Origin of the sequence: Alkaliphilus peptidifermentans DSM 18978, from assembly GCF_900101495.1 — a bacterium.
Taxonomy (GTDB): Bacteria; Bacillota; Clostridia; order Peptostreptococcales; family Natronincolaceae; genus Alkaliphilus_C; species Alkaliphilus_C peptidifermentans.
Window position 1 is genome coordinate 38,789 of sequence record NZ_FMUS01000009.1, and the last position, 26,780, is coordinate 65,568.

Genomic DNA, 26,780 nt, shown 5'->3' on the forward strand with positions numbered 1-26,780 from the left:
ATTTTTACTCCCTTCGCTACTCGTCTATACTATAGATTACTCCAACGCCTTCAAAGTATTTAGTTAATAGTCTTAAATCTGTACCTACCTTCACTTCAATTGTTCCTATCATTATTCTATCCCTCATAACTTCACCTGGGCCAGTTACTGTTACCTTTGCATCAAACCTATTGGGACTACTGGCTATTACTATAGTTCCATCCTTTGTTTCTACAGGCTCCTGTGCTGGTACAGCTTCAATTATCATTACCTCAACGTTGGCGTTTCTACCAGTTCTTTGAAGCCTAGCTGGACCTTCCTCTAAAGCATCTAACTGAAAGGATGTCAATTTGGGTAAGAAAACAGTAACTGTAACATTCTTTTCTTGTCCAACATTCTCCTTTAGTTCTGAACGCATAAAGCCTCTATAGAATAGAAATAATGCCATTGCAGCAACAAGTATTAATATCGTCAAATCAATCCAACTGATTTTGCCAAATACTCTCCCATTTTCGTCTATTAGTTTCATTTGTCTCCCTCCTCCTATATTGACCAGTGTTTTTCTATCATAAACCATTATATTTAGTTTTATGAATAGATATATAATTCAATAATAATGTAATTGTTAGTATTTACTCTCTAACCTCTTTATTATAGACTAAATGTCATAAAATGTGAACACCTTTCAAGGTTAATGTGTGGTACATAATTACCAGTTGCCCACTAAGAACTGCATAATAAAAAGACCTAAGAAAATCTTAAGCCTTCACTAGAAATCTATTAATCCTAAACTTATCAGCAAAGCATCATTTACCTTTTCCATCATTTCTTCGTTCAGATGCCCTACCTTTTCATCCAATCTTCGCTTATCAATTGTTCTGATTTGCTCCAGTAATACAACGGAGTCCTTTGGCAATCCATATTCCGCTGCTACAATTTCGATATGGGTAGGTAGTTTAGCCTTGTTTATCTGGGACGTAATAGCAGCAATAATAACAGTAGGACTATATCGATTACCTATATCATTTTGTACAATTAATACAGGCCTAACGCCCCCTTGCTCCGAACCTATAACAGGACTTAAATCTGCGTAGTAGATATCTCCTCTTTTAACATTCACATCACTCACACTCCGCCATTTTTACCTCATAGTTTTCTAAGGATGATATATCGAGGCTAAGTCCCAATTCTGCCAAAGATAGATTAATATTAGCCATTTCTTGGTATCCAGCTTTCATTCGTTCTCTTAATTCTATCTTGCTTTTTTCCCTAAGATATAGCTTCATAGCTTTTCTTATAAATTCACTTCTGTTGGTTCTTTCTGACGAAACAATATTATCGATCTCCTTGAGCAGGCTATCGGGTAGGCTTATCATAATTCGTTTTGATTCAGCCATTTAGCACCTCCTAAAAACATGAGTAAAAATAAAAGTATGTTTGATATATTAACTCTCAATAATAATATAGGTGAAAAATATATACCCAATTATATATTATTCATTTAAAGTGTGTCAATATGACAGATAATTTATACAAAAGACAAGCAAAAAATAAATTATATTTTTTTATTCTTTTATTATGGGTACTCTATATTATTCTAACAAAGTATCACGAATGTGTAAAAGCTTATTATTTTCCAAATAAACTCGTGGTACTCTTTTACCAATCATACATACTATTTCATAGTTAATAGTGCCTAATTTAGCAGCAAAATCATCAACTGTATCTGCTATATCTGAAGTCTCACCAAAAAGTATAACTTCATCGCCTCTTTCTACTTCTATTCCTGTGGCATCGGCCATAGATTGATCCATACATATTCTACCAACTACTGGTATTTTCTCTCCTTTGATGGATACTGTTGCTTTACCAGTAAGTAGTCTAGTAAACCCATCTGCATATCCAATAGGAAGGGTAATTATTTTTCGTTCTTCCTCTGTTTTGTAAATTAAGCCATAGCTTATTCCACAGTCAGCAGGTAGTTTTTTTACATGTGACACCCTAGCTTTTAATGTCATTACTTGTTTTAGTTTTACTTGATTATGGTTGACATCCTTTGATGGGTATAATCCATAGAGCATTATACCTGCTCTTACCATATCAAGGTTCATTTCAGGCAAATCTATAATAGCTGCACTATTTGAAACATGTTTTATTGGTATGTTAATATCTTCTTTTTCTAATTTGTGTGTAAGTTCTGTAAACCTATTAAACTGTTGATGAGTAAAGGTTTTATCTTTTTCGTCAGCCATTGCAAAATGAGTATATATTCCCTCAACAACTAAATTTGGCATTAAAACTATTTCTCCAATTTCTTTGATTGTTTTATCAGTGGTATCGAATCCCAACCTAGACATGCCTGTGTCAATTTTTAAATGTAGTTTTACACTTTTATTATTTAATGTAGCAGCTTCTGAAAAGGCCTTTGCCTGTTGAAGAGTATAAACCGTCTGAATTATATCATAGTTTATTACCAGTTGAGCTTGTTCTTCAGGTGTATATCCAAGGACCATTAAAGAAGTATCAATACCAGCTTTTCTTAACTGGATTGCCTCTGTCAAGGTGGCTACAGCCAAACGATCAGCACCATTTGCTAACAAGGTTGAGGCAATTTCCACAGCTCCATGTCCATAGCCATCAGCCTTTATTACTGCACAAATTAGGGTATCCTTCTTAACAACTCTTCTAACTTCGGAAATGTTATTTTTTAAATTATTAAGATTTATTTCTGCCCAAACGGGTCGTAAGTCTTGTCTAGTAAGCATAACCCATCTTCCTTCCTTTATCATTTGTTAAAGTTTTATTCCTCTTCAGTATTTAAGAAAAACAATTCATCCTCTAGCTTTGGATTATATTGGAAATCTTCAAAATGCACTCTAAAGCGTATATTCTCTTTTTCATCTAATATTTGTAGCTGTGTTGGAACTAATTCTTTACTAGATATCCATAGCTTTTGGCTGTGAAAGTAAAAGTTGCCGGTGGGTAAATCTGTTTTTATTACTATAAAATCTTCTTCTAATGCTTCACTTGTAATTGTCGTTGATTCATTGTTAAGCATGTTTTTCATAAAATACCCTATAAATAGTAGTTGCTCATTGGATCTTTCAAATGAATTCATCTTCCATATCTGATTTAAAGAAGGACTAATAACCCAAGCAGTTTTACCATTATAGATGGTGGCATTCCCCTTGTTTTCCGCAGGTTCAATTACTTCTAATCGATATCTATCAGGATATTTGAACATCTGCTCTAAAACATACTCTCTTACCCCTTCATTTCCTGATACAGAAATTCGAACGGTGCATTTATAGCTTTCCATCTCATTTAGCTTCTTTTGTGCTTTATAATATACTTCTTCATTGGTAGGCTGTTTACAGGCTGACAATAGAGTTACAACAATTACTCCTAAAAAAACAACCCTCCAAAGCTTCAATTAAAACCCTCCTTATAAATCCCCATTTTTTCCGAGGGCGGTTGCATGTGCAACTGCATTTTCTTTACTATGGGATATAGTAATTAATATAGTATTTATATTTCTACTATATGCAGTTTTTAGGGCATTATTATGCAAAAGTACCAATGGTTTTCCCAATTCATCCTTTAATATCTCTATATCCTTCCATTTCATATCCCTTAATCCAGTTCCAAGTGCTTTAACCACTGCTTCCTTAGCAGCAAAAAAACCTGCCACTGATGCTGGTTTCATATTGTTTTTGTTTAATATGCTTATCTCATTCTCGGTAAAAATTCTTTCAATAAATCTTGGGCTTTTATCAATGGCCTTAGCAATACGATTTATTTCGATTATATCAATACCAATTCCTTTAATCACAAGGATCACCTCTTAAATATATCTTACCATATTCCATTAGTTTTCTGTGTCTAATAATTGATGATCTAAACTCTCCATTTCCTCATATCCTACCATTGTATGAAGAAATGAATACAAAAAGTCTATCTTTTTTTCCAGTTCCTCTTTTTGATCCCTTAACTCCCCCAACCGATTTCTTAAGGTGTTGATTTCTTCGTCTGTAGTGGTTAAACTATTTTTGTTGGTGGATAGTTCGTCATAAGCAATTTTAATGGTTTCCTTTAAAAGAGCTAAATTATTCTGCTCTATCTCCCTTGGCAATTCCTCCAATCGAAGAAATAAGCTTTCAATTTCAGTACTAAGATGCTGCATTTCAAGCTTACATCTCTCCATCTCTTCAAGAGCATCTTCCCTATTGTCTCTATTAACTAATTCAGATAGCTTTAATATTTTTTTTACAAGAAGAAGCTTTCGTTCATTCTTGCCCCTTATTTCTTTTTTCAATTCTCTTTCTTCATTAAGTAGAGCTTCAAGGTTTTTAGATAAATTCTCCATAAATCTATTTTTTTTAGGTTCAAAAACCTTTTTCCATCCACTATCCTTAATTAGTATAGGAACCCTGCTCTTTTTTAGTACTTTTTCATTTAATTTTATATCTTTTATTGTTTTTTTGAAGAACATAGTATCCCTCTTTCTGCAACTCAAAATGCATTATTATATGTCTATATTATTATATAATTATTACATTTATCCTGCTAGTCTCTTGTCCTATTTTAATTATTGTTATTAAATTTTGTTTAATGGAAACACTAGATTTGAGGTGATATGATGAATACAAAGTTAATTAAAAAAATAAGTATTTTTCTATTAGTTATGGCTTTATTGTTCATATGGGGTTGTAATGGCAATCCTAAGCCTAACCCCCAAGAGAAGAATGATGAAGCACCTGAATTACCAGGATCCTTTACTGAAATTGAAGAGGATATACTTACTGTTATGCTGTCAATCGATGGAGTTACCGGTCTTGAAAAAGCAATGGAGGAAGTAGAAAAGGGAAAGCAAGAGGTAGAATTGGAATCAGATGTGGAACTGGATGCAGAGGAAAAAGAAGAGCCTGCCAAGGAAGCTATAGATATAAATATGTTTATTCATGAGGAGGCGCTTATTATTCCCTTGCTTGAAGAGGAAGATGTTGAAAGTGACATAGTTCAGATAGAAGAGCTTCCTAATGATATAGAAAATATATGGTACCAAATAGAAATTTTAGTTGCTGGAATACATAGAAAATGGAATGTATTAGAACCTCAATTGAGAAAAGCTGGAGCTTCCAGTGATGATGTTGAAACCTTTGAAAATAAGCTAGGTGACGCATCAATCAGTGTGTCCAATAAAGAAATACTCACAAGCCTACTGGAGTTTAATGAATTAACTTCATGTTTAAATGATTTCCGTGGTCATTTTAGTTCAAAGGCTCCACAGGAGATATATGAAGTTAAATATCGTGTTCGACAGTCAGTTTTAATGGCATCTCTTGAAGATTTTGAGGAAGCAGAGAATGAAATTAATGAGGCTGAAGAAATTGGAGATAGTTTAAAGCAGCGACTTGTGGAAAAGAATGAAGGTGATGGGTTTCAACAATTCAAGCTATCCATCGAAGATTATAAAAATGAACTAGAGGAAGAAAACTTTCATCTTACACAGGTTAAAGGAGCAATTATAATAAAAAATATTGAACAAATAATTGATATTTTTGAATCCAATAGTCATTAAAAAAAAGCAGGAATCTCCCTGCTTTTTTAATGTTATTTTAACATTATAATCTCTTCTTTATATAAATTTGTCTTTTTATCAATCCAAGGTGTTTCTAATATACAGGGTTTTCCTAGTGCGGCCTCATGATGAACTATATATTTTAATGCCTTTAGTCCAATATAGTCCTTCCCTTTTGGATTATTCTCATCCGCTCCAATATTAGCATGTCGGTCCTTTCTTTTTCCCCTCTGATTTAAAGAACCATTGATGTGAAAAACTTCTAGCCTTTCAATACCAATTATTCTATCAAAGTAATCCATTACTCCATCAAAATCGTTTATTATGTCGTAACCAGCATCATGGGTGTGGCACGTATCAAAACAAACAGTCAACTTATCTGGATACTTTACTTTATCCATTATATAGGCAGAATGCTCAAATTTATAGTTTAATTCTGTTCCCTTTCCCGCCATCAGCTCTAGGGCTATCTTTACCCTTTGCTTGGAGGTTATTACTTCATTAAGACCCTCTACTATTCTTTGCAAGCCAATTTCTTCTCCTGAGCCTACATGAGCTCCAGGATGCATGACTATATAAGGAGCTCCCATTGCCTCTGTTCTAACAATTTCCTTTGCTAAAAAATCAACCGACATTTGGAAGGTTTCTTTATTGGGGGATGCAAAATTCATAATATACGGAGCATGTACTATAAAATCTTCAATGCCATACTCCTTCATTAAGCTTAAGCCTTCCCCTATAAACATATCTTCAATATTTTTTCTTCTTGTATTTTGTGGTGCTCCTGTATAAATCATAAAGGTATCGGCATTATAGCTTATAGCTTCTTTAACAGCAGAAAGCAATCCTTTACCTGAAACAGAAACATGAGAGCCTAGCTTCATGTATATCACCCTCTCAAAATTTCTTGCCACTTAACTCTCTATAATAGTGTTATACCCAACTTCTCAAATTAAAAACCAGTAACAACCAACGCACCTAAGATGAGGGTTAGTAATGTTACATATATAAAGACATCTCCAAGAACCATAGGTTTCTCATATTTCTGAACACACATATTGGGAAAGCCTTCACAAAATTGTGTTACGGGTCTATATATAAATCGCTCTGCATTCAGCCAGCTTGGTAAGTGGTGATGAAACAAGTGATACTTAACGCCTACTACAAAAATACCAATCCCCATTCCATAAACCATTACCATACCCATAATGTCTTTCATATTCCAAAAGTTTATACCTACAATATATTTCTCAACAAATACTGGATCATAAGTGAAGGATAAAACTGCCGGTATAATAAATCTATTTAAAAACCATTCAGGGCGAATACCAATTGCTACTACTATAAATGCTAGAGTCCCCATAGCTACGGCCATTCTTGGGTACCTTGGCTTTAAGTTTTCATATTGGGGTGGGCATTCTCCCATAAAAATAAACCCAAAGAACTTTAAGAAGGAACAGACTGTTCCTGCACTAACCAGTTTGAAAATCAATTCTGCATATCGAAATGAAGGATGTCCATATTCATAGGCTTCTATTATTGCGTGATGTAGTATAGACTTACTTGCAAATCCATTGAAGCCTGGCATGCCTGTAATACCCAATACAGCAACTAAAGCCACTAAAGCTGCAAAGGGCATTTTTTTCCATAGGCCACCAAGACGATACATGTCTAATTCTTTAGTATGCAGATATACTACTCCCGCCACCATAAACAGGAGAGATTTGAAAAATCCATGGTTAACCATATGGTATATACTTCCCGAGAAACCCATAGCTCCTTTATATCCCAAGTAAGCTGCCACTCCTATCCCCATAATAATATAACCCATTTGACTTATACTATGATAGGCCAACATCTTTTTCATGTTGCTTTCAAGGAGGGCAAGAAACACGCCTACCACCATTGTTATGATACCAAGCCAAATTATTACAACACCTAAATTAGTAGAGGTGTTCCATAATACTACGTTGGCAGTTGAAGCTTCTACAGCACTTACTGAGTAAATAATTGTTGCTACACGTAGTATTCCGTATGCTCCAACCTTTGTTAAAATACCAGATGAAATTGCATTAACAGTAATTGGAGCTTCTCTATATATTTTAGGTAACCAGAAATGAAAGGGTACCATACCGGCCTTTACACCAAAACCAAATATAAACAAGCCTCCGATAACATATTTTATGAATCCTAGCTGGCTAAACTTATCGGCAAGATTTATCCATTCATAGCTTTGGGTATAGGCTGATAGTAGTATTATCCCACTAAGAATGCTTAATCCACCTATAATACCCATATAAATATAAACGTTACCTGCCTCTAGTACTTCCTCTCCTCTATAGTGAACCATCAGTCCATAGGAGCTAAAGGTCATTATTTCAAAAAATAAGAAAAAGCTTAGAAGGTCACCTGCCATTAATGTACCAATTGTAGCAACATAGGTAATAATATAAAAGAAATAGAAGGTTCTTTCTCTATCTTTTTGCTTAATATCTTCAAGACTGTAGATACTAGATATAGTAAATATAATTCCTGCAAATACCATTAAAATATAATTCAATAGATCAATCTTGAAGAAAATTCCCATTCCAAAAACCCGACCGAACTCATAAACTATAGGTGCATCCTTTACCTGATTATAGGTTAGCATAATAAGAATCGTAGTAAATATAATAAAAGCATTTACAGAAATCCTTCGAGCTAGTCGATGACTATCATCCAACAATGGAATTATTAAAGCTTCAAATAATCCAAAAAAGATTACCACTGCCGGGAGCCAAAACATTATAACAACCCTTAAAATATTCATTATTTACCTCCTGTCAATATAATGAAAGAATCATTAGTAGTTAATTATAAATTTATTAGTTATTGATGATTAGAATGACAACAACTCTGTGTTTATATAATTTAATTATCAGTTCAATCTAATACAATTTTGAATTCATAAGTCCTATTGTTTTATGAAAAGTTATTATGATAGTAGTTATCACTTAATCTTACATGATAAGAATTATTATTGTCAAGAAATTAGGTCTCTATTTAGCCCTCTCTAGGTCTTATATTCTTCTTATAATACTTTCTTATTAAAGTATAAATACTTTTTTAATAAATTTTATTAATATGAATAAGAAAAGACTTAATAAATAGTTTTATTAAGTCTTAATCTTTAGCAACTAATATTGACCTTTTATCTAAAAACAAATAATAATGCCATAACTCCAGTTAGTACAACAGAGTAAATAATTACATCACTTCGTATGATAGTCATTTCATATTTATTTGTAAAAATTTGTACTGTAGAAACAAAACGTTGTATAATTCCTTCTTTATTCATTGTACTTTCATCACGGTCTTCTGTTATTGCATGTAAAGCTTTATTTATTCTGCCTGCAGCATTATTTCCAATAACAATATCCTCTTCCCCATTAACCATAACTCTCCTTATGGCTTGCAAAACCTTTATTAATGGATAGAAGAAAATATATTCAATTTTTAGCCATTCCGGTAAATGAATATGGAATAGGTGGAACTTTAATCCTAAAACAAAGATGATAGCCCCCAACAAATATACCCAAACCATACCCATCATATCCTGACCATTAAAAAAGTTCATATTCACTAGATATTTATCAATGAAGGCTGGATCATAGGTTACACTCCTTACTGCAGGTATAATGAAATGATCAAGCAAATAGTTAGGCTTTAACCCAATTCCAATAATCATTAGCGCCATACCAGCCATTGCCATTTCCATCATTCTATAGGTGCCTTTAATATTTCTATGCTTCTCTGGCAGTTTACCTAGAAAAACGAATCCAAATAGCTTTATAAATGAACATACCGTACCAGCACTTATTATTGTAAATATCACTTCAGCATACTTAAAGGAGGGGTGTCCATATTCATATGCCTCAATAATTGCGTGGTGTAGTATTGACTTACTAGCAAATCCGTTGAATCCTGGCATTCCCGTAATACCTAAAGCGGCTATAAGACACACCATGGCTGTGAAGGGCATCTTTTTCCATAGTCCTCCAAGCTTATACATATCCAATTCATGAGTCTTAAGGTATATAATGCCTGCCACCATGAATAATAGTGATTTAAATAAAGCATGGTTGATAATATGATATAAGGCACCTGAAAAACCCATACCGCCTTTATACCCCAAGTATACTGCTACTCCTATTCCCATTACAATATAACCCATTTGACTAATACTATGGTATGCCAGCATCTTTTTTATATTTGCCTGCTGTAGTGCTAAAAACACTCCAAGTCCCATTGTAATAATACCGAGCCATATAATAAATGCACCTAAATTTTGTGATGGCTCCCATAATAAATCCTTGTATCCAGAAATTTCAAAGGCCGCTGGAAAAAAGATAGTTGTTGTTGCCCTAAGTATTCCATAAGCACCTATTTTAATCATAATACCAGATAACAGGGCACTAGCTGGGGTTGGTGCAACTGGATGGGCCTTGGGTAGCCAAATATGCACCGGTGCCATTCCCGCCTTAATCCCAAATCCAAAGATAAATAATCCTATTATCCAGTATTTTAATGGACCAGTACCTTCAAGCATTGACACCATAGGAACAAATTCAAGAGTACCTGTCTTTATATAAAGCAGTATCATACCTAATAATATACTTAAGCCTCCAAGAACACCCATATAAATATAATTATACCCTGCTACTATACAGTCTTCATGTTCACAGTGGGAAACCAACATATATGAACTAAATGTCATAATTTCAAAAAACAAGAACATTGTAAATATATCGCCAGCCATAACTGTTCCTAAAATTGCTCCATAGGTTACTGACATAAAAAAGTAAAATCGATTTCTATGGTTTTCAAAGAGCATATAGTCATGAGAATAAATCATCACTAGAAGCCATAACACGGATGTCGTGAAGGCCATTGTAATACTAAGCATATCAACCTTAAAAGACAACCCAAAGCCAAGTATTCTTGAAATACGATATACATGACCACCATCTAATGCCTGTGGATACATTGCTAAAATCATTAGTAAGCTTAAAAACGTTGTATTTACAACAGTAACATCTCTCAAATCATCTGACTTTCTGCCCCAATATAGCTCAACAAGACTCCCTAAAAAAGGTGTCATAATAACAAGTAATGGTAGTGGCTTATAATTAGCTATACTAGTAATAATCTTTCTCAATGCTTCAAATTTAATACTAAAGATGGTATCCCCTAAACCAGTAATAGTTAGAGCTATGAAGCCCATAATAATAACTAAAGAAGCAATAAATACAACAATACAGTCAACAGAAAAGGAGTTCCATTTGTTTTCCTGAAGTGATATTGCACTTCCTCCTTTAGATAACACCTTTAGATTTTCTACACTTTTCATTTTTAATCTCCTCCATAGAAATAGATCACAAAAGCTAAGTTAAACTACTCTAGCTACACAGTTTAATCATTTAATCTCGTATTTAGTTGAAGTATGGATGATTGTTATAAATTTAACACCAGGATACTACCCTGTATTCCGTATATATTATTAAAAGCTTTAATATTACTTTACATTAAGCTTAATCTATATTATAGAAAGTATTTAATAATAATAGGTATTTTTTAAACACCAATACTTTGTTATATGTTTAACATTCAACTTCTTCTAACATCATTGTACACCAGAGCCCCATAGATTTCAATAATCAATGGGGCTTTTCTTTAATAAATTTTAATAATAATTTTATTAATTATATCTACTAAATATTATACTCATATTTAATAATAAATGACCATTATAGCCTTAAAATAAGAAGGTTGGTACTGCTTTTTCCACAACATTCATAATTAATTGTGGGTAGAAGCCCATTATTATACTTCCTAAGGCTAGAATAACCATAGGGATAAGCATTGATTTGGGAAGTTTATCTATCTCCATTATATTCTTTCTATCTTTGCTCTCCTTTAAAAAGGCTGAAATTATTATTGGCAAATAATAGACAGCATTTAAAAAGCTACTTGCCAGTATCAAAATAAGATATATTGGTTTATTAGCGTCTAATACTGCAAAGCTTAAATATATTTTACTCATGAATCCATTAATTCCTGGTATACCAATCATACCAAAGGCAGCTACTGTAAATACAAACATTGTGATGGGCATTTCATATCCTATCCCATCAAGATCATTTATATTACGCTTATCCTTATAATAGATAATTGCTCCAGCACTCAAAAACAATGCCGATTTCATTAATCCATGGGATATAATATGAAACATTGATGCAGATAACCCATCTATTGTTACTAGTCCCAGGCCTAGAAAGATATATCCTATTTGTGCTACGCTGGAATATGCCAGCATCCTTTTAATATCTTTTTGTCCAATTGCAAAAACCGAGCCCATTATCATACCTACAGCTGCAAAATATGTGATAAAAGTAGGCACTCCCAATGCCACCACAATCGATTGACCTAATACCTTAAATAATATTTTATAGACTGAGAATATATAAACCTTAACAACTAAGCTGGACAATAAGGCACTTGATGGAGATGGTGCAGTTGAATGGGCATCTGGTAACCATATATGGAGGGGAAACATGGCTGCTTTAATTCCCAACCCTGTAAGAATAAATCCTACGGCTGTTAAGATATTGGTTGGATATAGCTGCCATACTTCTGCTATTGTTTGGTACACCTGAGTCATATTTAGATGTCCAGTTACCATGTAAATCATTGCTATACCCATTAAAATTGAAAGTGAACCTATTGTATTTAAAATTAAATACCTAAAGGCTGCCATATAATTTTCTTTCTTCTTCTTAATAGAAATGATACTACAGGATGTTATTGATAATATCTCCATAAATACATACATGTTAAATAAATCATTGGTATATGTTATTCCTATCATTGAAAACAAAAGAATAAAAACAAGTGTATAATAGCCTGTAAATTGATCTTTATTAATCTCGTGCTCCATATCCTTGAAGGAGTAAATAAGGATTAATATTGCTAATGACATTACAAATAATGTCATTAGTGCGGAAAACTCATCTACTATAAACTGTACTCCTATAATCTCATTCCAATTACCAAAATTATAGCTATAAGCTCCTGATTGATACACAAATAATAGGGTTTTTAATGTAAAACCCCATACAGCCACCAATACAGTTATCAAAAATAATTTAACCTTAGAAAATGATTTTTTGTTTAACAGGGGAATTATTACAGCAGCAGCTAATAATAACAGTAAACTATAAACAGGAAAATGCTGACTACTCATTGGTGCGTCCCCCCCTAATCTCCATAATCTCATTTAAATCTATAGTTCCATATGCCTCATAGAGCTTAATTATTAAGCTGAGGGAATATGCAGTAATACTAACAGCAACAACAATACCCGTAAGAATTAGAGCTGAAGGCAATGGGTTAACATATATTACCCTATCTCCTCCTAAGTTTATAATAGGAGCACTACCATCATGAACATAGCCTATTGAAACAAAAAATAAAAATATTGAAGTCTCCATAATATTAATACCAATAACTTTTTTTAAAAGGTTACTATGGGTTAATACTGTGTATAATCCAATGATAAAGAGGGCAACCGAAGCTACATAATTTATATGTTCTACAATTGATCTTATAAATTCCACCATCAGTCCTCCTCAATAATCGTATGAAATAGTGTAATCACAGTACTGGCAACCTTAATCCCTATAGCCACAGTAATTAGTGGAATTATTCCAGCACTTAAAATTTCGCCAGCTTGTCCCATAAAGAAACCAACCTCTTTATTTGACAGGAATTTTCCACCCAGAAGAATCCCCATTAAGCCAAGCAGTATATACCATATAATTCCACCCGATTCCAGTACCCCAGTAACCTTATGGGGAAGCTTTTTTGTGGCATCTGTAAGTCCATAGGATAATGTAAACAGTATCATACTCGAGCCTAATACTGCTCCGCCTGAGAAACCACCACCGGGAGAAATATGACCGTGTAAAATAATAAATATTCCATAAACCTGTATAAAGGGAACTATTAATCTTGTAATAGTTTTTACTATTAAATCATCCATTAGCTTTATCCCCCTTATTCTTTGAATGATGACTTATCTTTAGAACTGATATTACTGCAGCTATTGAGGTGAAAAGTACAGTTGTTTCTCCTAAAGTATCAAAGGCCCTATAATCAGTAATAATAGCTGCAATAGCATTGGGTGCATGGGTATCCTCCACAGCATTTTCTAGGTAGTACACTGCAGTTTCATTATAGGATGGGTTTTCTATACTACCAAGTGATGGCATCTGAAGGATACTAGCCACCAGCAGAAGAAAAAGTCCTGATAATACTATAATAAATAGTCCCTTTTTCACTTCTCCATCCTCCTTGTACGACTGATTACAGCAACAAACAATATTGTAGTTGCTCCTGCCCCTATAGCTGCTTCAGTCAAGGCAATATCAGGTGCCTTCAGCATTAGCCAAAGAACTGCCATTGTTAAACTGTATGCAGCAAATATTATTACTGCGCCTAGCAAGTCTTTAGTGCGCTCAACGGCAATTGCACATACAATTAAAAATACTACTAAAATAACATTTAATAATTCCACCGTTTCCACCCTTTCATCCGAAAGCTTGTGTTATTCTTCATCAAGTTTTACGTCCCTTTCACCTTTGTTATGCTCTGCCTTTGCTATAATATGGGCCGCTGTAGGATTTGTAATCCATATAAACATTATAATTAATAGTAGCTTTAAAGATAAAATATCAAAGCCTCTATATAGCATCAAGCCTATTAGTATTAATCCAGCTCCTAATGTATCACATTTTGTAGTGGCATGCATTCTACAAAAAACGTCAGGCATTCTTATTAATCCCAGTGTTCCTACAAAAAAGAAAAAAGCTCCACCCATAAAAAAAACAACAATTAACAAATTATATAATAATTCCATGATTTGCACTCCTTAAAAAAGTTTTCCTTTTTCCATATACTTAGAAACACATACAGTAGTAATAAACCCCATCATTGCATACACAATTGCAACATCTACAAAGGAATCTTGATCAGTCATCATTGCAAGTAAAACAATTAGCACAGTAACCTTTGTAGCTATCACATTAATTGCTATAACTCTATCTGCTGAGGTTGGACCTTTATAGGCACGGTATAAGCAGACAAAGGTCATTATAGCAAGAAATGTAGTTAAAATCAAAAATGCTCCTGCTATCATTACTCCTCACCCTCCAACTTTATTATAGCTTCTTCAAGTGCGCTACCTTTAATTGCATCCCCTGCTTCCTTTGTTAAGGCATGAATAACATATCCCTCCTCTGTTAAGTCAACTGTCAAGGTCCCTGGAGTTAAAGTAATTGCATTTGCTAAAAGAACCTTGTTGGTGTCCTTCTTAACAGTATTAGGTATTTTCACAAAACATGGTGTAATTGGTAGTGACGGACTTAATACTATCTTAGCTACATCAATATTTGCCTTAATTATTTCAACAACTAAAGTAATAAGAAACATAAAAAAGTTCTTTAATCCCCTTAGAGAATATAAAGATGTTTCATCTTCACTAAAAATAATATCTTTTGAGAAAAGTACAACCCCCCAACATATGACAAAACCAATGATTATGGTTTCAACTGTAAGGGCAGGCGATAATATTAGCCAAAATAATAACAATGGTATAAATAGTAGAATCGCTTTTTTAGTAAAAAACACATGAAAAAATTTCATTATAGCCTCCTATTATCATAGATAATTTTGCTTAATGCTTTTTAAAAAATTCTTTAATAATAAATTATATTAATTAATTTTGTATTTTATATATTATATTGTACAGCAGTTTTCATTTTTCTTCAATGATTCATTCAGTTGTTTCAATTATCGCCTTAAATAAAACTAGTATTATAAAGGGTTTGCTGTTGAATTTTTTACATTTTTTTTAAAGCAATAAGTATTTTTGTGTATATATACTTAAGACCTGTACAAAAAGAGTACAGGTCATAGACTGTTGAAAAACTCCTATATTCTTCGTTGTTGCAAAAACTCAGTACCCTCACGTATTACGTATACGCTACAGTCACTGAGTTTTTTTGCGCCTCGAATCTAGAAGCTTTTGAACAGTCTGTATTTTGTTGATTTATTCAACTCAGATCTGTACAATATGAGTACAGGTCATTAATGATGTTTAAGTTTATATTGTTATAAACCCAGCATTTGTTAAATAGTTGCTAAAGTTCGTTAAGAATTGATGTTATTGATCAACTACCTTTGTATTAAGCACATCGCTTTTTTTTGAAGCTTTTACCGCCACCATTACCTTCTTAAAACCTATCCAAGAAAAACATGAAATAGCTCCAATTACTCCAAGCTTACCGCCAACACCTACATAGGCTGCACTTGATAAAACAAATAATACTCCTGCGATAAATGAAACAATTGCCATTTCCCATAGTTTAGGTACATTTTTTACTGCCACCATCCCTGCATAGGATGCACAGGTTGCAACGATGGCTAGTTTAGCGCCTATGGATGGTACAAAGTAAGGAAAAATAAGTCCTGAAACTAATGTTACTACTGCCGATCCGAAAACAGCACCCTTATTTAAATAGATACTAATGGCATAAGCAGACATACCTGCTAAAACTGCTACTGCAATTACATAAAAATTTTCCATTTCGTCGCCCCCCTATCCAAAGAAACCCATTATAGTTTTTGTGATTAAAACAGCTAAAGCAGCCGTAGTACCACCCTTGCCTCCAATACCCGCATAAATCTCTGCTGTTAAAGCAAGTATTAATCCCACTACTATACCTCCAACAGCGGCACCCATCAAGGAAGGAATTACAGCCATCGATGACATTCCAACAAATGAAGCAGCATATGTGGCTCCAGCAAGAGGCCCTGGTAATAGAATCGCTGCCAAAACTCCGATTATTCCGTTAGAAACAATTGCTCCGTATCCCATCTGATGGTTCATAAACCAAGTAGCAGTTACTCCTATAAAAGCACATAACATAATGTGAGCTTTTCCTTTATCTAATCTCATTGGTTTTCCCCCCTTTACTATTTCTGTAATTCCTTATAATGATCCATAAGTCCGATTGCATAAAGTCCTGCTATAGCTAATGTTAGCAGAATAAATAAGAAATTAGATTCCTTCATAACTGTAGAAACAAAAAGTCCAACACCAGTTGCAACAAAGGCTAGAAACCCGAGGATTTTCCTTGTCATTAATCTTTCCTCCTTTTGCATCATTATCTTCTTATTATTATTTTATATCCTTGTCAATAATATGTCAAACATTTCATAGTTTTTTAGTAATAGTCATTATTATTTCATATAATTATCAATATTGTAACTATTCTTAAAATTATAATACCAAGTTTTTAATAGTTTTGTTGGTTTTTATACTATGATTATTCAGAATAATCTGTATATATTGTCGTTAATTTAATAACTATTCACCTTAAATAAAAATGGTTTAGTATTGGCCCAGCATGCCTCTTTTTAATACTTGCTTTTCTGATATTTTATAGCCATAGATACCTACAGCCATATAAAATACAGCATTACCTATTAGAAATGTCCAATCTAACAAAGTAAACCCTACTATAGAGTATCCGTTTCTCATTATATTCATAATCAATTCTCTTCCGTACACAAATGGCAAAAATTTCACAATAGGAACAGTTGTAGGCGATAAAATCATAATAGCAACCAATATGAATTGAGTTGCACCTAGCAAATTCTGTATTTTCTTAAATATTAGCCCAACTCCTGCTAAAATTAAGCCAACACCATAGAGACTAAATAAACTAATAAAAAGGGTTACGAAAATACTAAAAAAATCTAGGTTTAGTCTTATACCAGTAATTTGCATCTGTACAATGGTTATAATCATAAATAAAAAAACAAAGATTATTGTTGATACAATGTTTTTACTTATAAGTAACCACGTAAAGGGCACTTCTGTCATATATAATTGTTCTAGTGTGCCTTTCCGTGCTTCATCAACTATGGAGTAGGCAGTATCTGAGAAAGCACCCATCGCCAAGAACCAAAGGGCATATCCAATTAAGAAACCCTCAAGGCTATCCATCAGTGCAAAATTATTCTGTCCAATCGATTGTGCTCCTGCAAATAGCGCTACAAAAACTAGTACATACATAATTATTCCGATGAAGCTATTAAACCAATATCGCCTTAATTCAATCCATTCTCTTTTTGCTATGGACAAAAAACTATAATAGTACTTCATTTATTGTTGCTCCTCCTTCAATAGGTCCATAAAAATCCCTTCAAGGTTTTTTGTAACCTTTTCTATAGATATTAAATTTATAGACTCTCCCTTCAACAGCTCAAAAATAGCAAATAATTCATTTGCATCGTTTAATTGCAATATTACAACGTTATGATCCACTTGTCTTTGAAGTTCTACTATATTTGATACATTCTTAAGCTTTGGTAATAGTTGATGCTCTGTATTTCCTTTGAAAAGGATTTTATATATTTCTTTATTGAATAGGTTTTTTAAGTTTTCAACAGTATCCTTAGCAATAACCTGTCCATTATTAATAATTATTAGACGATCACAGGTGTCTTCTACTACATTCATATCATGTGTGCTTAGTAGAATAGTTTTATCTTCTTCTTTGGCAATTCGTCTCAAAATCTGCCTCATTTCATGACTCATTGAAACATCTAATCCTAAGGTTGGTTCATCAAGTAATATAATGTCTTTATCTGTTATTAATGAAATGGCAATGGCCACCTTCTGCTTCATTCCTCTAGATAGCTTGTTAACAACAACATTCTCTTGGTCCTCCAATTGAAACTGTTTTATCAAATAATCCATTCGTTCCTTTATTTTAGTGCTGGATAATCCATTTATCCCTGAAAAAAACTCAAGATTCTCTTTTACTGTCATTCTCCAATATATGTTTCTATTTCCTTCAAGTACTGCACTAATATGTTTAAGACCTTTTCTTCTTTTTTTCTTCATTGAATACCCTTTTACCAGCACATCTCCGCCCTCATAATCCAACAGACCACAAATACACTTTATAGTGCTTGTTTTACCTGCACCATTGGGTCCCAGAAGTCCAAACACTTCTCCTTTATTAACATTGAAGGAAACATTATCTACAGCCTTCAAATGATTATTATTCCCTGTATAGTATATTTTTTCAAGATTATTAACCTGAAGCAATTCCTCCATAGCTTACCCCTTTCTTATAGAAAACCTACCCCTAAGGTAGGTTCAGACTGTTGAAAAACTCCTATCTACTTTGTTGCTTCTAAAAGCCAGAACCCTTACGTATTATCTATACGCTTCGTACTCTGGCTTTTCTTGCGCCTCGTATCTAGAAGCTTTTGAACAGTCTCTGCTTTATTGAAAAGCTCCTATCTTCTTCGTTGCTTCTAAAAGCCAGAACCCTTACGTATTATCTATACGCTTCGTACTCTGGCTTTTCTTGCGCCTCGTATCTAGAAGCTTTTGAACAGTCTCTGCTTTGTTGAAAGCTCCTATCTTATACAGAAAATCTGATATTTCTAGTCTCTAGCATATGCACGTATAATATCTCTTCTACTTATTATGCCAACCAAAATTCCATTTCTAACAATTGGTATACGGTTTATCTTATTATTGGCCATCAGAGTGGCTACATCTTCTATATTATCATCTTCTTCTGCTGTAATTACATCCTTTGTCATTACATCCTCTACCTTGTAACCAACCATCTTTTTTATTTGTTCCTTTAGATTATTTGTACTTTCCAAGAAGATATAGCTATCAAGTATGGTAAAATATGATGGTAATTGAAGCTTCTTACTTCTATAAATTAAGTCTCCCTCTGTTATAATTCCCACAACTTTATTTTCTTCATTTACTACAGGTAGTCCGCTTATGTTATTTTCTACTAATATCTTTACAACTTCCTCAACAGTGTTATCCATTTTTGTAACAACTACATCTTTAGTCATTATTTCTTTTGCTTGCATAATTACACCCCTCTTTAAAAGATATTTATTTATTGTTAAGATACCCAATTGTATAGGATAGTAAAACTAATTAGTAATTTATCAACATAATTAGTAATGAGTAATGTGTAATGAATAATTATGGAAGAAATTATCTAGCTTTAACTTTTTATAAATAGTAACCATTATAACTCTTAGCTTTTTTCTTTTCATTACTCATTGCTTTTCATTACTCATTGCTTTTCCATTATTCATTGCTTTTAATCATATTTTCACTGCCTCATCTATATCAAACAGATAAATATAACGTTCCTTTATTCTTTCACCATGTATTAGTTCAATTGCTTCTTGATAAAGGTCTAATTGAGTTTTATATTTGCTTACAATAACATCTCTTCCACCTTCAAAAACATAATCGCTTTTGTAGTCGATAAGAACGATTCCCTCTTCCTCTTTAAAATAGCAATCGATTACACCCTGTACCAATAAAGGCTCATCACTTTGTACACCATCAAGTACTTCGGAAGCTGTTTTGCGGATATTGAATGGTACCTCTCTATTTATATCTTCGGCATTAATTAGGCGTTTTCCTATCTCACTGGAAAAAAAATTTTCAATTTTTTCCAAGTTGACAGAGGCTACCTCTAACTCTGTTAATAGCTCTTTCTTTACCATCCCATCAAGCTGCTCTTCAATTCCTTTTTTACTCAACTGTGTAGTCAAATCTAAATGCTGCATTACGAAATGCAAAACCGTCCCTCTTTCTGCTGCAGTAAGTGCATTAGAACTATCGATAAATTTAGGTATTTTTATTAGCTGTGGAATTTTAAAGCCTAGGTGTTCTATCTTATTAATATGAGCCTGCTTTATATCAGTTACAGATAGCTTAGAAGGAATTTTGACTGCTTCTCTTTGAGGATAGCTCCAGTTTAATCTTTTTTCTATCAATTTATGATAAGGAGTAACAGCTCCTTCCTTATAGGATTTAAGCTTATCCTTCAATGTATCCTTTCCTTCATTCAGTCGTTTTCTTTCTCTTGCAAGGTCCAGCCTATTATATATCTCTATATTCCAGCGAGAATTATCCTTAAATAAATCCTTTTCCGATGTCTCTATCTCTGCAATTTGACGCAATAGGTATCCATCTTCATGTTTCATTAATACACTACATATCCAATCCAGATTTGTTCGAGCTGCAGCTATGGCATAATCGGTTAAATTTCTTCCCCATTTTTTACATTTTCTTTTAAGCTGCTTAACTGAACCTACTAAAATCAACTTATCCTTTGGTCTTGTAAGGGCAACATATAGAATCCTCATTTCCTCAGATAAGCTTCCCAGCTTTATTTGATCCTTCATGGCCAGCTTTGCAATTGTTTCTCTTATGACCCTAATGTTTGGATCTACATAATCTGGCCCTATACCTAAATCCTTATGCAACAGCATTCTGTTATTTAAATCCCTCAAGTTGAATTGTTTGCCGAGTCCTGCTACAATTACTACTGGAAACTCCAATCCCTTACTCTTATGGATACTCATTAACCGTATTACATTATCATTTTCACTTAATATTTTTGCCGAACCCATATCACCCTTATTGCTTTGAAGCTTTTCTATAAAGGTAATAAAGTTGAAGAGTCCTCGAATTGAGGTTTTTTGAAACTGATTTGCTCTATCAAGTAATATCCTGAGATTTGCCTGTCGCTGAATTCCCCCTGGCATTGCTCCAACATAATGGTAATATCCTGTATCGGTGTAAAGCTTCCAAATAAGCTCGTCCATTTTTATGTACCTAGCTTCTCGAGACCAGTTTTCTACATTATCAATGAAATTCACAAGCTTTTCTTTCAGAAAATCGTCTTTTTCTTCAATATACTTGGTAATTGCTTTAAAAAAGCTTTTTTCCTTATACTCCATTCTTACAGTAATCAACTCATCTACTGTAAAGCCTCCTATTGGCGAACGCATCACACTTATTAATGGTATATCCTGTCTCTTATTATCTAAAACCTTTAGTAGATTTACAAACAGGTTAACCTCAATAGCTTCAAAATACCCGGAGCCTGCGTCTGCGTATGCTGGCAACCCCTCCTGCAAGAATACCTCTAGAAATGATGCTGCCCAATTTCGGGTTGCTCGCAATAATACAACTATATCCCTGTACTCTATTTTTCTATAGGTGTTAATTTTTGCATCATATATTTGCTCCTTTAATAAATCCTTAATTCTTTGTGTCACTATTTTCGCTTCAACCTCAATATCTTCAAGCTCCTCCAAGTCATCTATATCTTCATCTTCCACAACAAAATCCTTCTCTACAATGTGGAGCTCTAAGGCTTTGTCCGGTGAAGCAGGAAACTCTCCACCTGGATTAAGATATACCTCATCAGTATATTCTATTTCTCCAACTGTATTAGACATAATATTTTTAAATATAAGGTTAACACCATCCAAAATCTCTGGTCTACTCCTGAAGTTTTTAGCTAAATCAACACGCCTATTGGGATCATCTTCTCTAATTGAAAATGTATTATATTTTTCAATAAAGAGGGTGGGATCTGCTAGTCTAAAGCGATATATGCTTTGTTTAACGTCTCCAACCATAAATAAATTCTTGTCCCTCTGAATTCTTTGAATAATTGTTTCCTGAACAATATTACTATCTTGATACTCATCAATAAAAATATATTTAAATCGTTCTTGATACTCTTTAGCCACCAGTTGATTTTCCAACAGTTTTAAAGCGAAGTGTTCAAGATCATTAAAATCTACTATGCCTTTATCTGATTTCTTTTGCTGATATAATCCATGAAAGGCCTCTACAAGATACGCAAGATGCTCCATCATAGGTGCAAATTTATTAAGATCTTCAACATACTCCTCAGGAGATGCTGCAAAAAAATCATCTCTAAGCTTTTTTATGCCATCTTTAGCTTGATTTCTAAGCTTCTTTGCATCTTCCTTCAAATTTTCATCTATGTCCTTACATCTGCCTAAAGTTTCATGATTTACTTCTAGAAGCACTTGATAAAAGGAGTTAAGCTCTAGTTCTAATCCACTAACTAAATTATCTACAATTGCTATATCATTTGTAATTGCCTTCTGATATCCATAGGGTCCCATGGGTTTATTACAGATCTCACTTGCTTCCATCAACAGATCCTTAATTCCTTTTATCCTCAATAAAATGCTTTGTTTGATGGTTTTTATCCATAAACTGTCTTCAAATTCTGATAAACTCATTGAAAAGCATTTAACTTTATCATATAACCAGATTAATGGATATGGTTGACTCTGAATGAAATCATAAATCTTAATTATAAGTGTCTGTAGTTCTAAATCTTCCCTTCGCCCCCCAAAGGCTTCTACTAAACCAAAGAATTCTTCCTTTTCTTTTCCGTACTCATCCTCCAATAGCTCTTCAATTGCCTCCTGCTTTAATATTAGTGTTTCAGTGGTATCACCAATACGAAAGGAAGGGTCCACATCGATGAAATGAAAGTGCTTTCTAACTACTTCTATACAGAAGGCATGGAGGGTAGCAATTGTAGCTTTATTTAATAGAGTTAGCTGTCGCCTTAAGTGCTCCTCTTTTGGGCTTTTATTTTCAAGCTCCTTAATTACTGCTTGTGCAATCCTTTCACGCATCTCACCAGCAGCAGCATTGGTAAATGTCACAATAAGAAGCTCATCAATATTAACTTCATCGTCAATGATTAGCCTAAGTATTCTTTCAACTAATACAGCAGTTTTGCCAGAACCAGCAGCAGCAGAAACCAATAAATTGCTCCCCCTGGATTTTATAGCAGCCTCCTGCTCCTTTGTCCATTTAGGCATCTGCATCACCTTCCTTCTTTGCAGCAATTTTCCCAATTATTTCTTCTTGCTTTAATTCTTTAATTACTCTGTACTGGTTATCGTCAATCAGTCTATCAAATTGACAAATTGATAGATATTGACAATATTTACAGGAAACCATATTACCTTTTTTACAGGGTTCTATCTTTACATTTCCTTTTGTAATTTCACCGGCTATATCTTTTATTAAATTACGTATATGTTGTGTTACTAGTTTAAACTCCTCCAGCGATAATACAGATGAATTTTTTGAAATCTCATCTCCCTTATTTATGCTTACTGGAATAATATTTGAGCTACGATCTATCTCAGTATCAATTTCTTTGATAATGCTTATATCCTTAAGGGCAAAACCCTTCATTTTTAAAGATTTACTTATTTCTTTTTCAATAGTCTCTATAGCTCTATCGGTGGTTCTAATCAGCGGATCATCAATTTTGAAGTAAAATACTCCAGCTGGGTAGATTTTATCCTTTTTTAAGTATTCTCCTATGGAAATTATTGCGTCAATATAGACGAGTAGTTGAAGCTGCAATCCATAATATACATCTGTTAGGCTTAAATCTTTATCACTTGACTTATAGTCAATAACTTTGACGTAGGTACCATCTTCATCTTCATAGAAGTCCACTCTGTCAATTCTACCCTCAAGATGAATTTCTTCACCAGTTTCCAGTTGAATAACAATTGGAGGAATGTCACCTTCTTGTCCAAAGGAAATCTCATGTCCATAGGATGTAAAGCTCCCCTGCTTTAGATGCAGGGTTAATGTCCATAATGCACGCTTACTGATTCTCTTTAATCTTTGCAATAAATATCTATATCGATTGCTACTATAAAAAATACCTTCTTGAAATTTACCTGCCATTTCATCAATAATATTCTCAACAACTTTATCACTATATTCTTTATCAATTCCTTTCCAATCAATCCCGTTGGTTTTCAATTGTTTTTCAAATTGCTCCAAGGCATCATGAAATAGCTTACCTATATCTGGATTCTTAATTTCATAGGTTTTTCTTTCTTTTGGCTTTAGTCCATAGGAAACAAAATGGGAAAATGGGCAATTGGAAAAGCCCTCAAGTCTTGATATACTCGTATGTATAGGAGTCGAATATAAGTTTCGTGCTTTCACTTCTGGAATATAATATATTTGATTTTTATGGAATAGGCCTTGAATCATCATATGTCTTTTTTCATTCCACAATGGATTATTATAGTACCACCGATAAACATCCCACCATATATCCTCCATTTCATTATCATCAATAAATAAACGGAAGCCATCTATCATATACTTAAATGTGCTACTAGGGGTTGTAACTAAATGTAATTGTTGTTCTAGAGTATTGATAACATCGCTACAAATAGGTACTTGGGGGTATAGCTTTCTAAATCGATCAACTAAAATAGAAGGTCTTAAGGCTTTACCCTCTTGATCTGCAAGAGAGTAGCTTACCCAAAGATATTCGCTTGGCTTAGATAATATAGTATAAATAGATAGTTTTTCTTCATAAAGCTGGCTTTCTCCCTCATAGCCTAAGGTTATTCCAGCCTCTGTTAAGAAGTTTCTTTCATGAAGCTGTAAAATACCATCTTCTGCTCCTAATGCTGGAAGTATACCATCGTTAACTCCTATAAGAAACAGTGCTTTAATATTATGACTTCGAGACCGCTCAATGCTTCCTATCAATACCTGATCAATAGTGGATGGAATCACGCCTATTTCTGTTGCAGCAAATCCCGAATCCAAAATATCTCGATATTCCTTTAAAGTTACTTTTTGATCTCCTAGTATTTCAGAAAGCTGATCAAACATTTCCATCACTGTATTCCATATTTGCGTATTTTCATTGACGTAATCATAGCGTCCCTGTTCTTTAAGTGCTTCTATCCATGCATTTAATTTTTCTTCTATTCTTAAATCCTTTAAAAAGTAAAATAACCCCTTGGTAATTTCAGCTATATTATTAGCTTTCTTAATCTCCTTTGACAAAACTAGAAAAGGAGTACATAATTTTTCACGACTATTATTTATTTCTTCCATGTCATAATCTTTAGACTTATTAAATTCACTGAACCATCGATTTCCTTTTACTCCATACTGCAGGCAAAAATTTTCAAGCTCCTCCCACTGGTCCTTTGTTAAGTCACTAAAGCCTGTTCTTAAAAAGCGGAACACATCGTGGGGTCGATAATTATTTGAAATGATATCAATAGCTGACAAAATCACCTCAATAATAGGATGATCTATTATAGACCTTTTCTCATCCATAAAAAAAGGAATATCATACTCCTGAAATACACTTTTTAGTAACATACTATAGCCATCTAAACCACCAGAAACAACCGCAATATCCCTCCATCGATATTGCTTTTCTCTAACCAAGGATACAATTTCTGCAGCAGCATTCTCTACTTCTGTAAAGTGATTAGACGCTGCAAAGAGCTTTAGTCCCTTCAATTCACCCTTATAAATTTTGTAGGGATATGCATAAAATTCCTCTTCCATGTGCTCCATTAAAGTATTTTTAAAGTCATCAGTTTTATTTGCCCTATATATATTAATTACTTCTTCTGTAAAACCACCTAAGTCCTTAGTTAATTTCTTTATACGGTTATATGTCTGATTAGTTAACTTAAATAGATCTCCATCCCCCTCTCTGGGTTCTGGGTCTAATGTAAATGTAATATTCAGTTGTTTAGCCTTAAGCATTATCTTTTCAATGATTCTAAAGGTTTGAGGAGTAAGTTTATGAAAACCATCTATCCATATAATAGTATCGTCGAAGATTTTTGTTGATTCTAACTTTTCAATAAGTAAATTTATATGATCTTCTGTATCAATATATCTGTTTTCAAGGTATTGATTAAAGGCTTCATAAATGGTGGCTACGTCCGATAGCTTCATTTTCAAAAGACTATTTTCTTCTAATTCTTCAAGTTGATTTTTTAAATGTTGGGGAATTATATCATGCTGCTTCATTTCTGTTATTAAGCTATTGAGCTTAGCCACAAAACCCGTTTGCCTAATGGTTTTCTGATATATGCTTAATTCCTTTTCTAAATCAGTTAACAGTCTTCTTATTATCATGTTTTTTCCAATATCGTTTATATGTGTTTTGGTTAATCCACCTACTTCACTTAATACACGAAAGGCTAGCCGAGAAAAGCTTAATACCTCAACATCCATAATTCCTTTTAGATTACCCTTTGTAATCAAATCCCTCTCTGCTTGCAATGTAAATTGTTCTGGTACAATTAGAAACTGTTTTGTTGTCTTATCAGTAATGTTTTCACATATAGATTCATACACAAACTGGCTTTTACCAGCACCACTTCTTCCTAATATATATCTAATACTCAAGAA

At 33.5% G+C, this 26,780-nt stretch carries 27 protein-coding genes; 1 reads left to right on the top strand and 26 read right to left on the bottom strand.

The window, feature by feature from the left end:
- Positions 1-16 precede the first annotated feature (16 nt).
- The 7 genes from BLP68_RS07915 to BLP68_RS07945 form a co-directional block, all read right to left on the bottom strand.
- On the bottom strand, positions 17-508 hold the full coding sequence (locus BLP68_RS07915) for a DUF4330 domain-containing protein (RefSeq protein ID WP_176758922.1): 492 nt from the start codon (positions 506-508) through the stop codon (positions 17-19).
- A gap of 240 nt (positions 509-748) precedes the next feature.
- Positions 749-1,099, bottom strand: coding sequence for a type II toxin-antitoxin system PemK/MazF family toxin (locus BLP68_RS07920; protein WP_091542137.1), 351 nt, complete (start codon positions 1,097-1,099; stop codon positions 749-751).
- 1 nt (position 1,100) lies between these two features.
- On the bottom strand, positions 1,101-1,376 hold the full coding sequence (locus tag BLP68_RS07925; protein ID WP_091542140.1) for a CopG family ribbon-helix-helix protein: 276 nt from the start codon (positions 1,374-1,376) through the stop codon (positions 1,101-1,103).
- Positions 1,377-1,571: 195 nt separating this feature from the next.
- Positions 1,572-2,744, bottom strand: coding sequence for an alanine racemase (gene alr / locus BLP68_RS07930; protein ID WP_091542374.1), 1,173 nt, complete (start codon positions 2,742-2,744; stop codon positions 1,572-1,574).
- A 35-nt stretch (positions 2,745-2,779) separates the two neighbouring features.
- A complete protein-coding gene (locus BLP68_RS07935) occupies positions 2,780-3,412 on the bottom strand; it encodes a LolA family protein (RefSeq protein ID WP_091542143.1) in 633 nt (210 codons plus the stop codon).
- Between the two features lie 12 nt (positions 3,413-3,424).
- Positions 3,425-3,811, bottom strand: a complete 387-nt coding sequence (acpS, locus tag BLP68_RS07940) for a holo-ACP synthase (RefSeq protein ID WP_091542144.1) — start codon at positions 3,809-3,811, stop codon at positions 3,425-3,427.
- A gap of 36 nt (positions 3,812-3,847) precedes the next feature.
- Complete coding sequence (locus tag BLP68_RS07945; RefSeq protein ID WP_091542146.1) at positions 3,848-4,471, bottom strand: hypothetical protein; 624 nt, start codon at positions 4,469-4,471, stop codon at positions 3,848-3,850.
- Between the two features lie 147 nt (positions 4,472-4,618).
- Here BLP68_RS07945 and BLP68_RS07950 point away from each other — a divergent pair, with 147 nt between their 5' ends.
- On the top strand, positions 4,619-5,560 hold the full coding sequence (locus tag BLP68_RS07950; protein WP_091542147.1) for a hypothetical protein: 942 nt from the start codon (positions 4,619-4,621) through the stop codon (positions 5,558-5,560).
- 32 nt (positions 5,561-5,592) lie between these two features.
- Here the strand turns inward: BLP68_RS07950 and BLP68_RS07955 are convergent, their stop codons facing one another.
- The 19 genes from BLP68_RS07955 to addB all read right to left on the bottom strand — a co-directional run bounded on the left by BLP68_RS07955 (position 5,593) and on the right by addB (position 26,777).
- Complete coding sequence (locus BLP68_RS07955) at positions 5,593-6,444, bottom strand: deoxyribonuclease IV (RefSeq protein WP_091542150.1); 852 nt, start codon at positions 6,442-6,444, stop codon at positions 5,593-5,595.
- Positions 6,445-6,512: 68 nt separating this feature from the next.
- Positions 6,513-8,369, bottom strand: a complete 1,857-nt coding sequence (locus BLP68_RS07960) for a complex I subunit 5 family protein (protein ID WP_091542152.1) — start codon at positions 8,367-8,369, stop codon at positions 6,513-6,515.
- Positions 8,370-8,750: 381 nt separating this feature from the next.
- Positions 8,751-10,949, bottom strand: coding sequence for a complex I subunit 5 family protein (locus BLP68_RS07965; RefSeq protein ID WP_091542155.1), 2,199 nt, complete (start codon positions 10,947-10,949; stop codon positions 8,751-8,753).
- A gap of 405 nt (positions 10,950-11,354) precedes the next feature.
- Positions 11,355-12,842, bottom strand: coding sequence for a proton-conducting transporter transmembrane domain-containing protein (locus BLP68_RS07970; RefSeq protein WP_176758923.1), 1,488 nt, complete (start codon positions 12,840-12,842; stop codon positions 11,355-11,357).
- Entirely contained in the window at positions 12,835-13,215 is a 381-nt protein-coding gene (locus tag BLP68_RS07975) for a cation:proton antiporter subunit C (protein ID WP_330389114.1), read from the bottom strand. The genes BLP68_RS07970 and BLP68_RS07975 overlap by 8 nt, the downstream gene beginning before the upstream one ends.
- Positions 13,216-13,217: 2 nt before the next feature.
- Entirely contained in the window at positions 13,218-13,640 is a 423-nt protein-coding gene (locus tag BLP68_RS07980; RefSeq protein WP_091542163.1) for an MnhB domain-containing protein, read from the bottom strand.
- A complete protein-coding gene (gene mbhE, locus BLP68_RS07985; RefSeq protein WP_091542165.1) occupies positions 13,633-13,938 on the bottom strand; it encodes a hydrogen gas-evolving membrane-bound hydrogenase subunit E in 306 nt (101 codons plus the stop codon). Before mbhE ends, BLP68_RS07980 begins: the two co-directional genes overlap by 8 nt.
- The gene (locus BLP68_RS07990) at positions 13,935-14,174 is read right to left on the bottom strand and encodes a hydrogenase subunit MbhD domain-containing protein (protein ID WP_091542169.1); all 240 of its coding nucleotides are present in this window, start codon (positions 14,172-14,174) and stop codon (positions 13,935-13,937) included. The genes mbhE and BLP68_RS07990 overlap by 4 nt, the downstream gene beginning before the upstream one ends.
- 30 nt (positions 14,175-14,204) lie before the next feature.
- Positions 14,205-14,516, bottom strand: coding sequence for a monovalent cation/H(+) antiporter subunit G (gene mnhG / locus BLP68_RS07995; protein WP_091542171.1), 312 nt, complete (start codon positions 14,514-14,516; stop codon positions 14,205-14,207).
- 12 nt (positions 14,517-14,528) lie between these two features.
- Positions 14,529-14,795 carry a monovalent cation/H+ antiporter complex subunit F gene (locus BLP68_RS08000; protein WP_091542174.1) on the bottom strand — a complete coding sequence of 89 codons (267 nt, stop codon included), beginning with the start codon at positions 14,793-14,795 and terminating at the stop codon, positions 14,529-14,531.
- Entirely contained in the window at positions 14,795-15,301 is a 507-nt protein-coding gene (locus BLP68_RS08005; protein ID WP_091542178.1) for a Na+/H+ antiporter subunit E, read from the bottom strand. Before BLP68_RS08005 ends, BLP68_RS08000 begins: the two co-directional genes overlap by 1 nt.
- Positions 15,302-15,821: 520 nt before the next feature.
- On the bottom strand, positions 15,822-16,244 hold the full coding sequence (locus tag BLP68_RS08010) for a hypothetical protein (protein WP_091542180.1): 423 nt from the start codon (positions 16,242-16,244) through the stop codon (positions 15,822-15,824).
- A gap of 12 nt (positions 16,245-16,256) precedes the next feature.
- Positions 16,257-16,616, bottom strand: coding sequence for a hypothetical protein (locus tag BLP68_RS08015; protein WP_091542182.1), 360 nt, complete (start codon positions 16,614-16,616; stop codon positions 16,257-16,259).
- A 17-nt stretch (positions 16,617-16,633) separates the two neighbouring features.
- Positions 16,634-16,801 (bottom strand): hypothetical protein, encoded by a 168-nt coding sequence (locus tag BLP68_RS21695; RefSeq protein WP_176758924.1) that lies wholly within the window; start codon positions 16,799-16,801, stop codon positions 16,634-16,636.
- Positions 16,802-17,051: 250 nt separating this feature from the next.
- Positions 17,052-17,828, bottom strand: coding sequence for an ABC transporter permease (locus BLP68_RS08020; protein WP_091542185.1), 777 nt, complete (start codon positions 17,826-17,828; stop codon positions 17,052-17,054).
- Entirely contained in the window at positions 17,829-18,788 is a 960-nt protein-coding gene (locus BLP68_RS08025) for an ABC transporter ATP-binding protein (RefSeq protein ID WP_091542188.1), read from the bottom strand.
- Between the two features lie 335 nt (positions 18,789-19,123).
- Positions 19,124-19,573, bottom strand: a complete 450-nt coding sequence (locus tag BLP68_RS08030) for a CBS domain-containing protein (protein WP_091542189.1) — start codon at positions 19,571-19,573, stop codon at positions 19,124-19,126.
- A 243-nt stretch (positions 19,574-19,816) separates the two neighbouring features.
- On the bottom strand, positions 19,817-23,389 hold the full coding sequence (gene addA / locus BLP68_RS08035) for a helicase-exonuclease AddAB subunit AddA (protein WP_091542192.1): 3,573 nt from the start codon (positions 23,387-23,389) through the stop codon (positions 19,817-19,819).
- Entirely contained in the window at positions 23,382-26,777 is a 3,396-nt protein-coding gene (gene addB / locus BLP68_RS08040; protein WP_091542195.1) for a helicase-exonuclease AddAB subunit AddB, read from the bottom strand. The genes addA and addB overlap by 8 nt, the downstream gene beginning before the upstream one ends.
- Positions 26,778-26,780 lie beyond the last annotated feature (3 nt).

What these genes read in the sequence shown, in the direction of transcription:
- BLP68_RS07915 (WP_176758922.1), bottom strand. Translation starts at nt 508, where the DNA reads ATGAAACTAATAGACGAAAATGGGAGAGTATTTGGCAAAATCAGTTGG.
- BLP68_RS07925 (WP_091542140.1), bottom strand. Translation starts at nt 1,376, where the DNA reads ATGGCTGAATCAAAACGAATTATGATAAGCCTACCCGATAGCCTGCTC.
- alr (WP_091542374.1), bottom strand. Translation starts at nt 2,744, where the DNA reads ATGCTTACTAGACAAGACTTACGACCCGTTTGGGCAGAAATAAATCTT.
- BLP68_RS07945 (WP_091542146.1), bottom strand. Translation starts at nt 4,471, where the DNA reads ATGTTCTTCAAAAAAACAATAAAAGATATAAAATTAAATGAAAAAGTA.
- BLP68_RS07950 (WP_091542147.1), top strand. Translation starts at nt 4,619, where the DNA reads ATGAATACAAAGTTAATTAAAAAAATAAGTATTTTTCTATTAGTTATG.
- BLP68_RS07955 (WP_091542150.1), bottom strand. Translation starts at nt 6,444, where the DNA reads ATGAAGCTAGGCTCTCATGTTTCTGTTTCAGGTAAAGGATTGCTTTCT.
- BLP68_RS07960 (WP_091542152.1), bottom strand. Translation starts at nt 8,369, where the DNA reads ATGAATATTTTAAGGGTTGTTATAATGTTTTGGCTCCCGGCAGTGGTA.
- BLP68_RS07965 (WP_091542155.1), bottom strand. Translation starts at nt 10,949, where the DNA reads ATGAAAAGTGTAGAAAATCTAAAGGTGTTATCTAAAGGAGGAAGTGCA.
- BLP68_RS07970 (WP_176758923.1), bottom strand. Translation starts at nt 12,842, where the DNA reads ATGAGTAGTCAGCATTTTCCTGTTTATAGTTTACTGTTATTATTAGCT.
- BLP68_RS07980 (WP_091542163.1), bottom strand. Translation starts at nt 13,640, where the DNA reads ATGGATGATTTAATAGTAAAAACTATTACAAGATTAATAGTTCCCTTT.
- mnhG (WP_091542171.1), bottom strand. Translation starts at nt 14,516, where the DNA reads ATGGAATTATTATATAATTTGTTAATTGTTGTTTTTTTTATGGGTGGA.
- BLP68_RS08000 (WP_091542174.1), bottom strand. Translation starts at nt 14,795, where the DNA reads ATGATAGCAGGAGCATTTTTGATTTTAACTACATTTCTTGCTATAATG.
- BLP68_RS08005 (WP_091542178.1), bottom strand. Translation starts at nt 15,301, where the DNA reads ATGAAATTTTTTCATGTGTTTTTTACTAAAAAAGCGATTCTACTATTT.
- BLP68_RS08010 (WP_091542180.1), bottom strand. Translation starts at nt 16,244, where the DNA reads ATGGAAAATTTTTATGTAATTGCAGTAGCAGTTTTAGCAGGTATGTCT.
- BLP68_RS08015 (WP_091542182.1), bottom strand. Translation starts at nt 16,616, where the DNA reads ATGAGATTAGATAAAGGAAAAGCTCACATTATGTTATGTGCTTTTATA.
- BLP68_RS21695 (WP_176758924.1), bottom strand. Translation starts at nt 16,801, where the DNA reads ATGACAAGGAAAATCCTCGGGTTTCTAGCCTTTGTTGCAACTGGTGTT.
- BLP68_RS08020 (WP_091542185.1), bottom strand. Translation starts at nt 17,828, where the DNA reads ATGAAGTACTATTATAGTTTTTTGTCCATAGCAAAAAGAGAATGGATT.
- BLP68_RS08025 (WP_091542188.1), bottom strand. Translation starts at nt 18,788, where the DNA reads ATGGAGGAATTGCTTCAGGTTAATAATCTTGAAAAAATATACTATACA.
- BLP68_RS08030 (WP_091542189.1), bottom strand. Translation starts at nt 19,573, where the DNA reads ATGCAAGCAAAAGAAATAATGACTAAAGATGTAGTTGTTACAAAAATG.
- addA (WP_091542192.1), bottom strand. Translation starts at nt 23,389, where the DNA reads ATGCCTAAATGGACAAAGGAGCAGGAGGCTGCTATAAAATCCAGGGGG.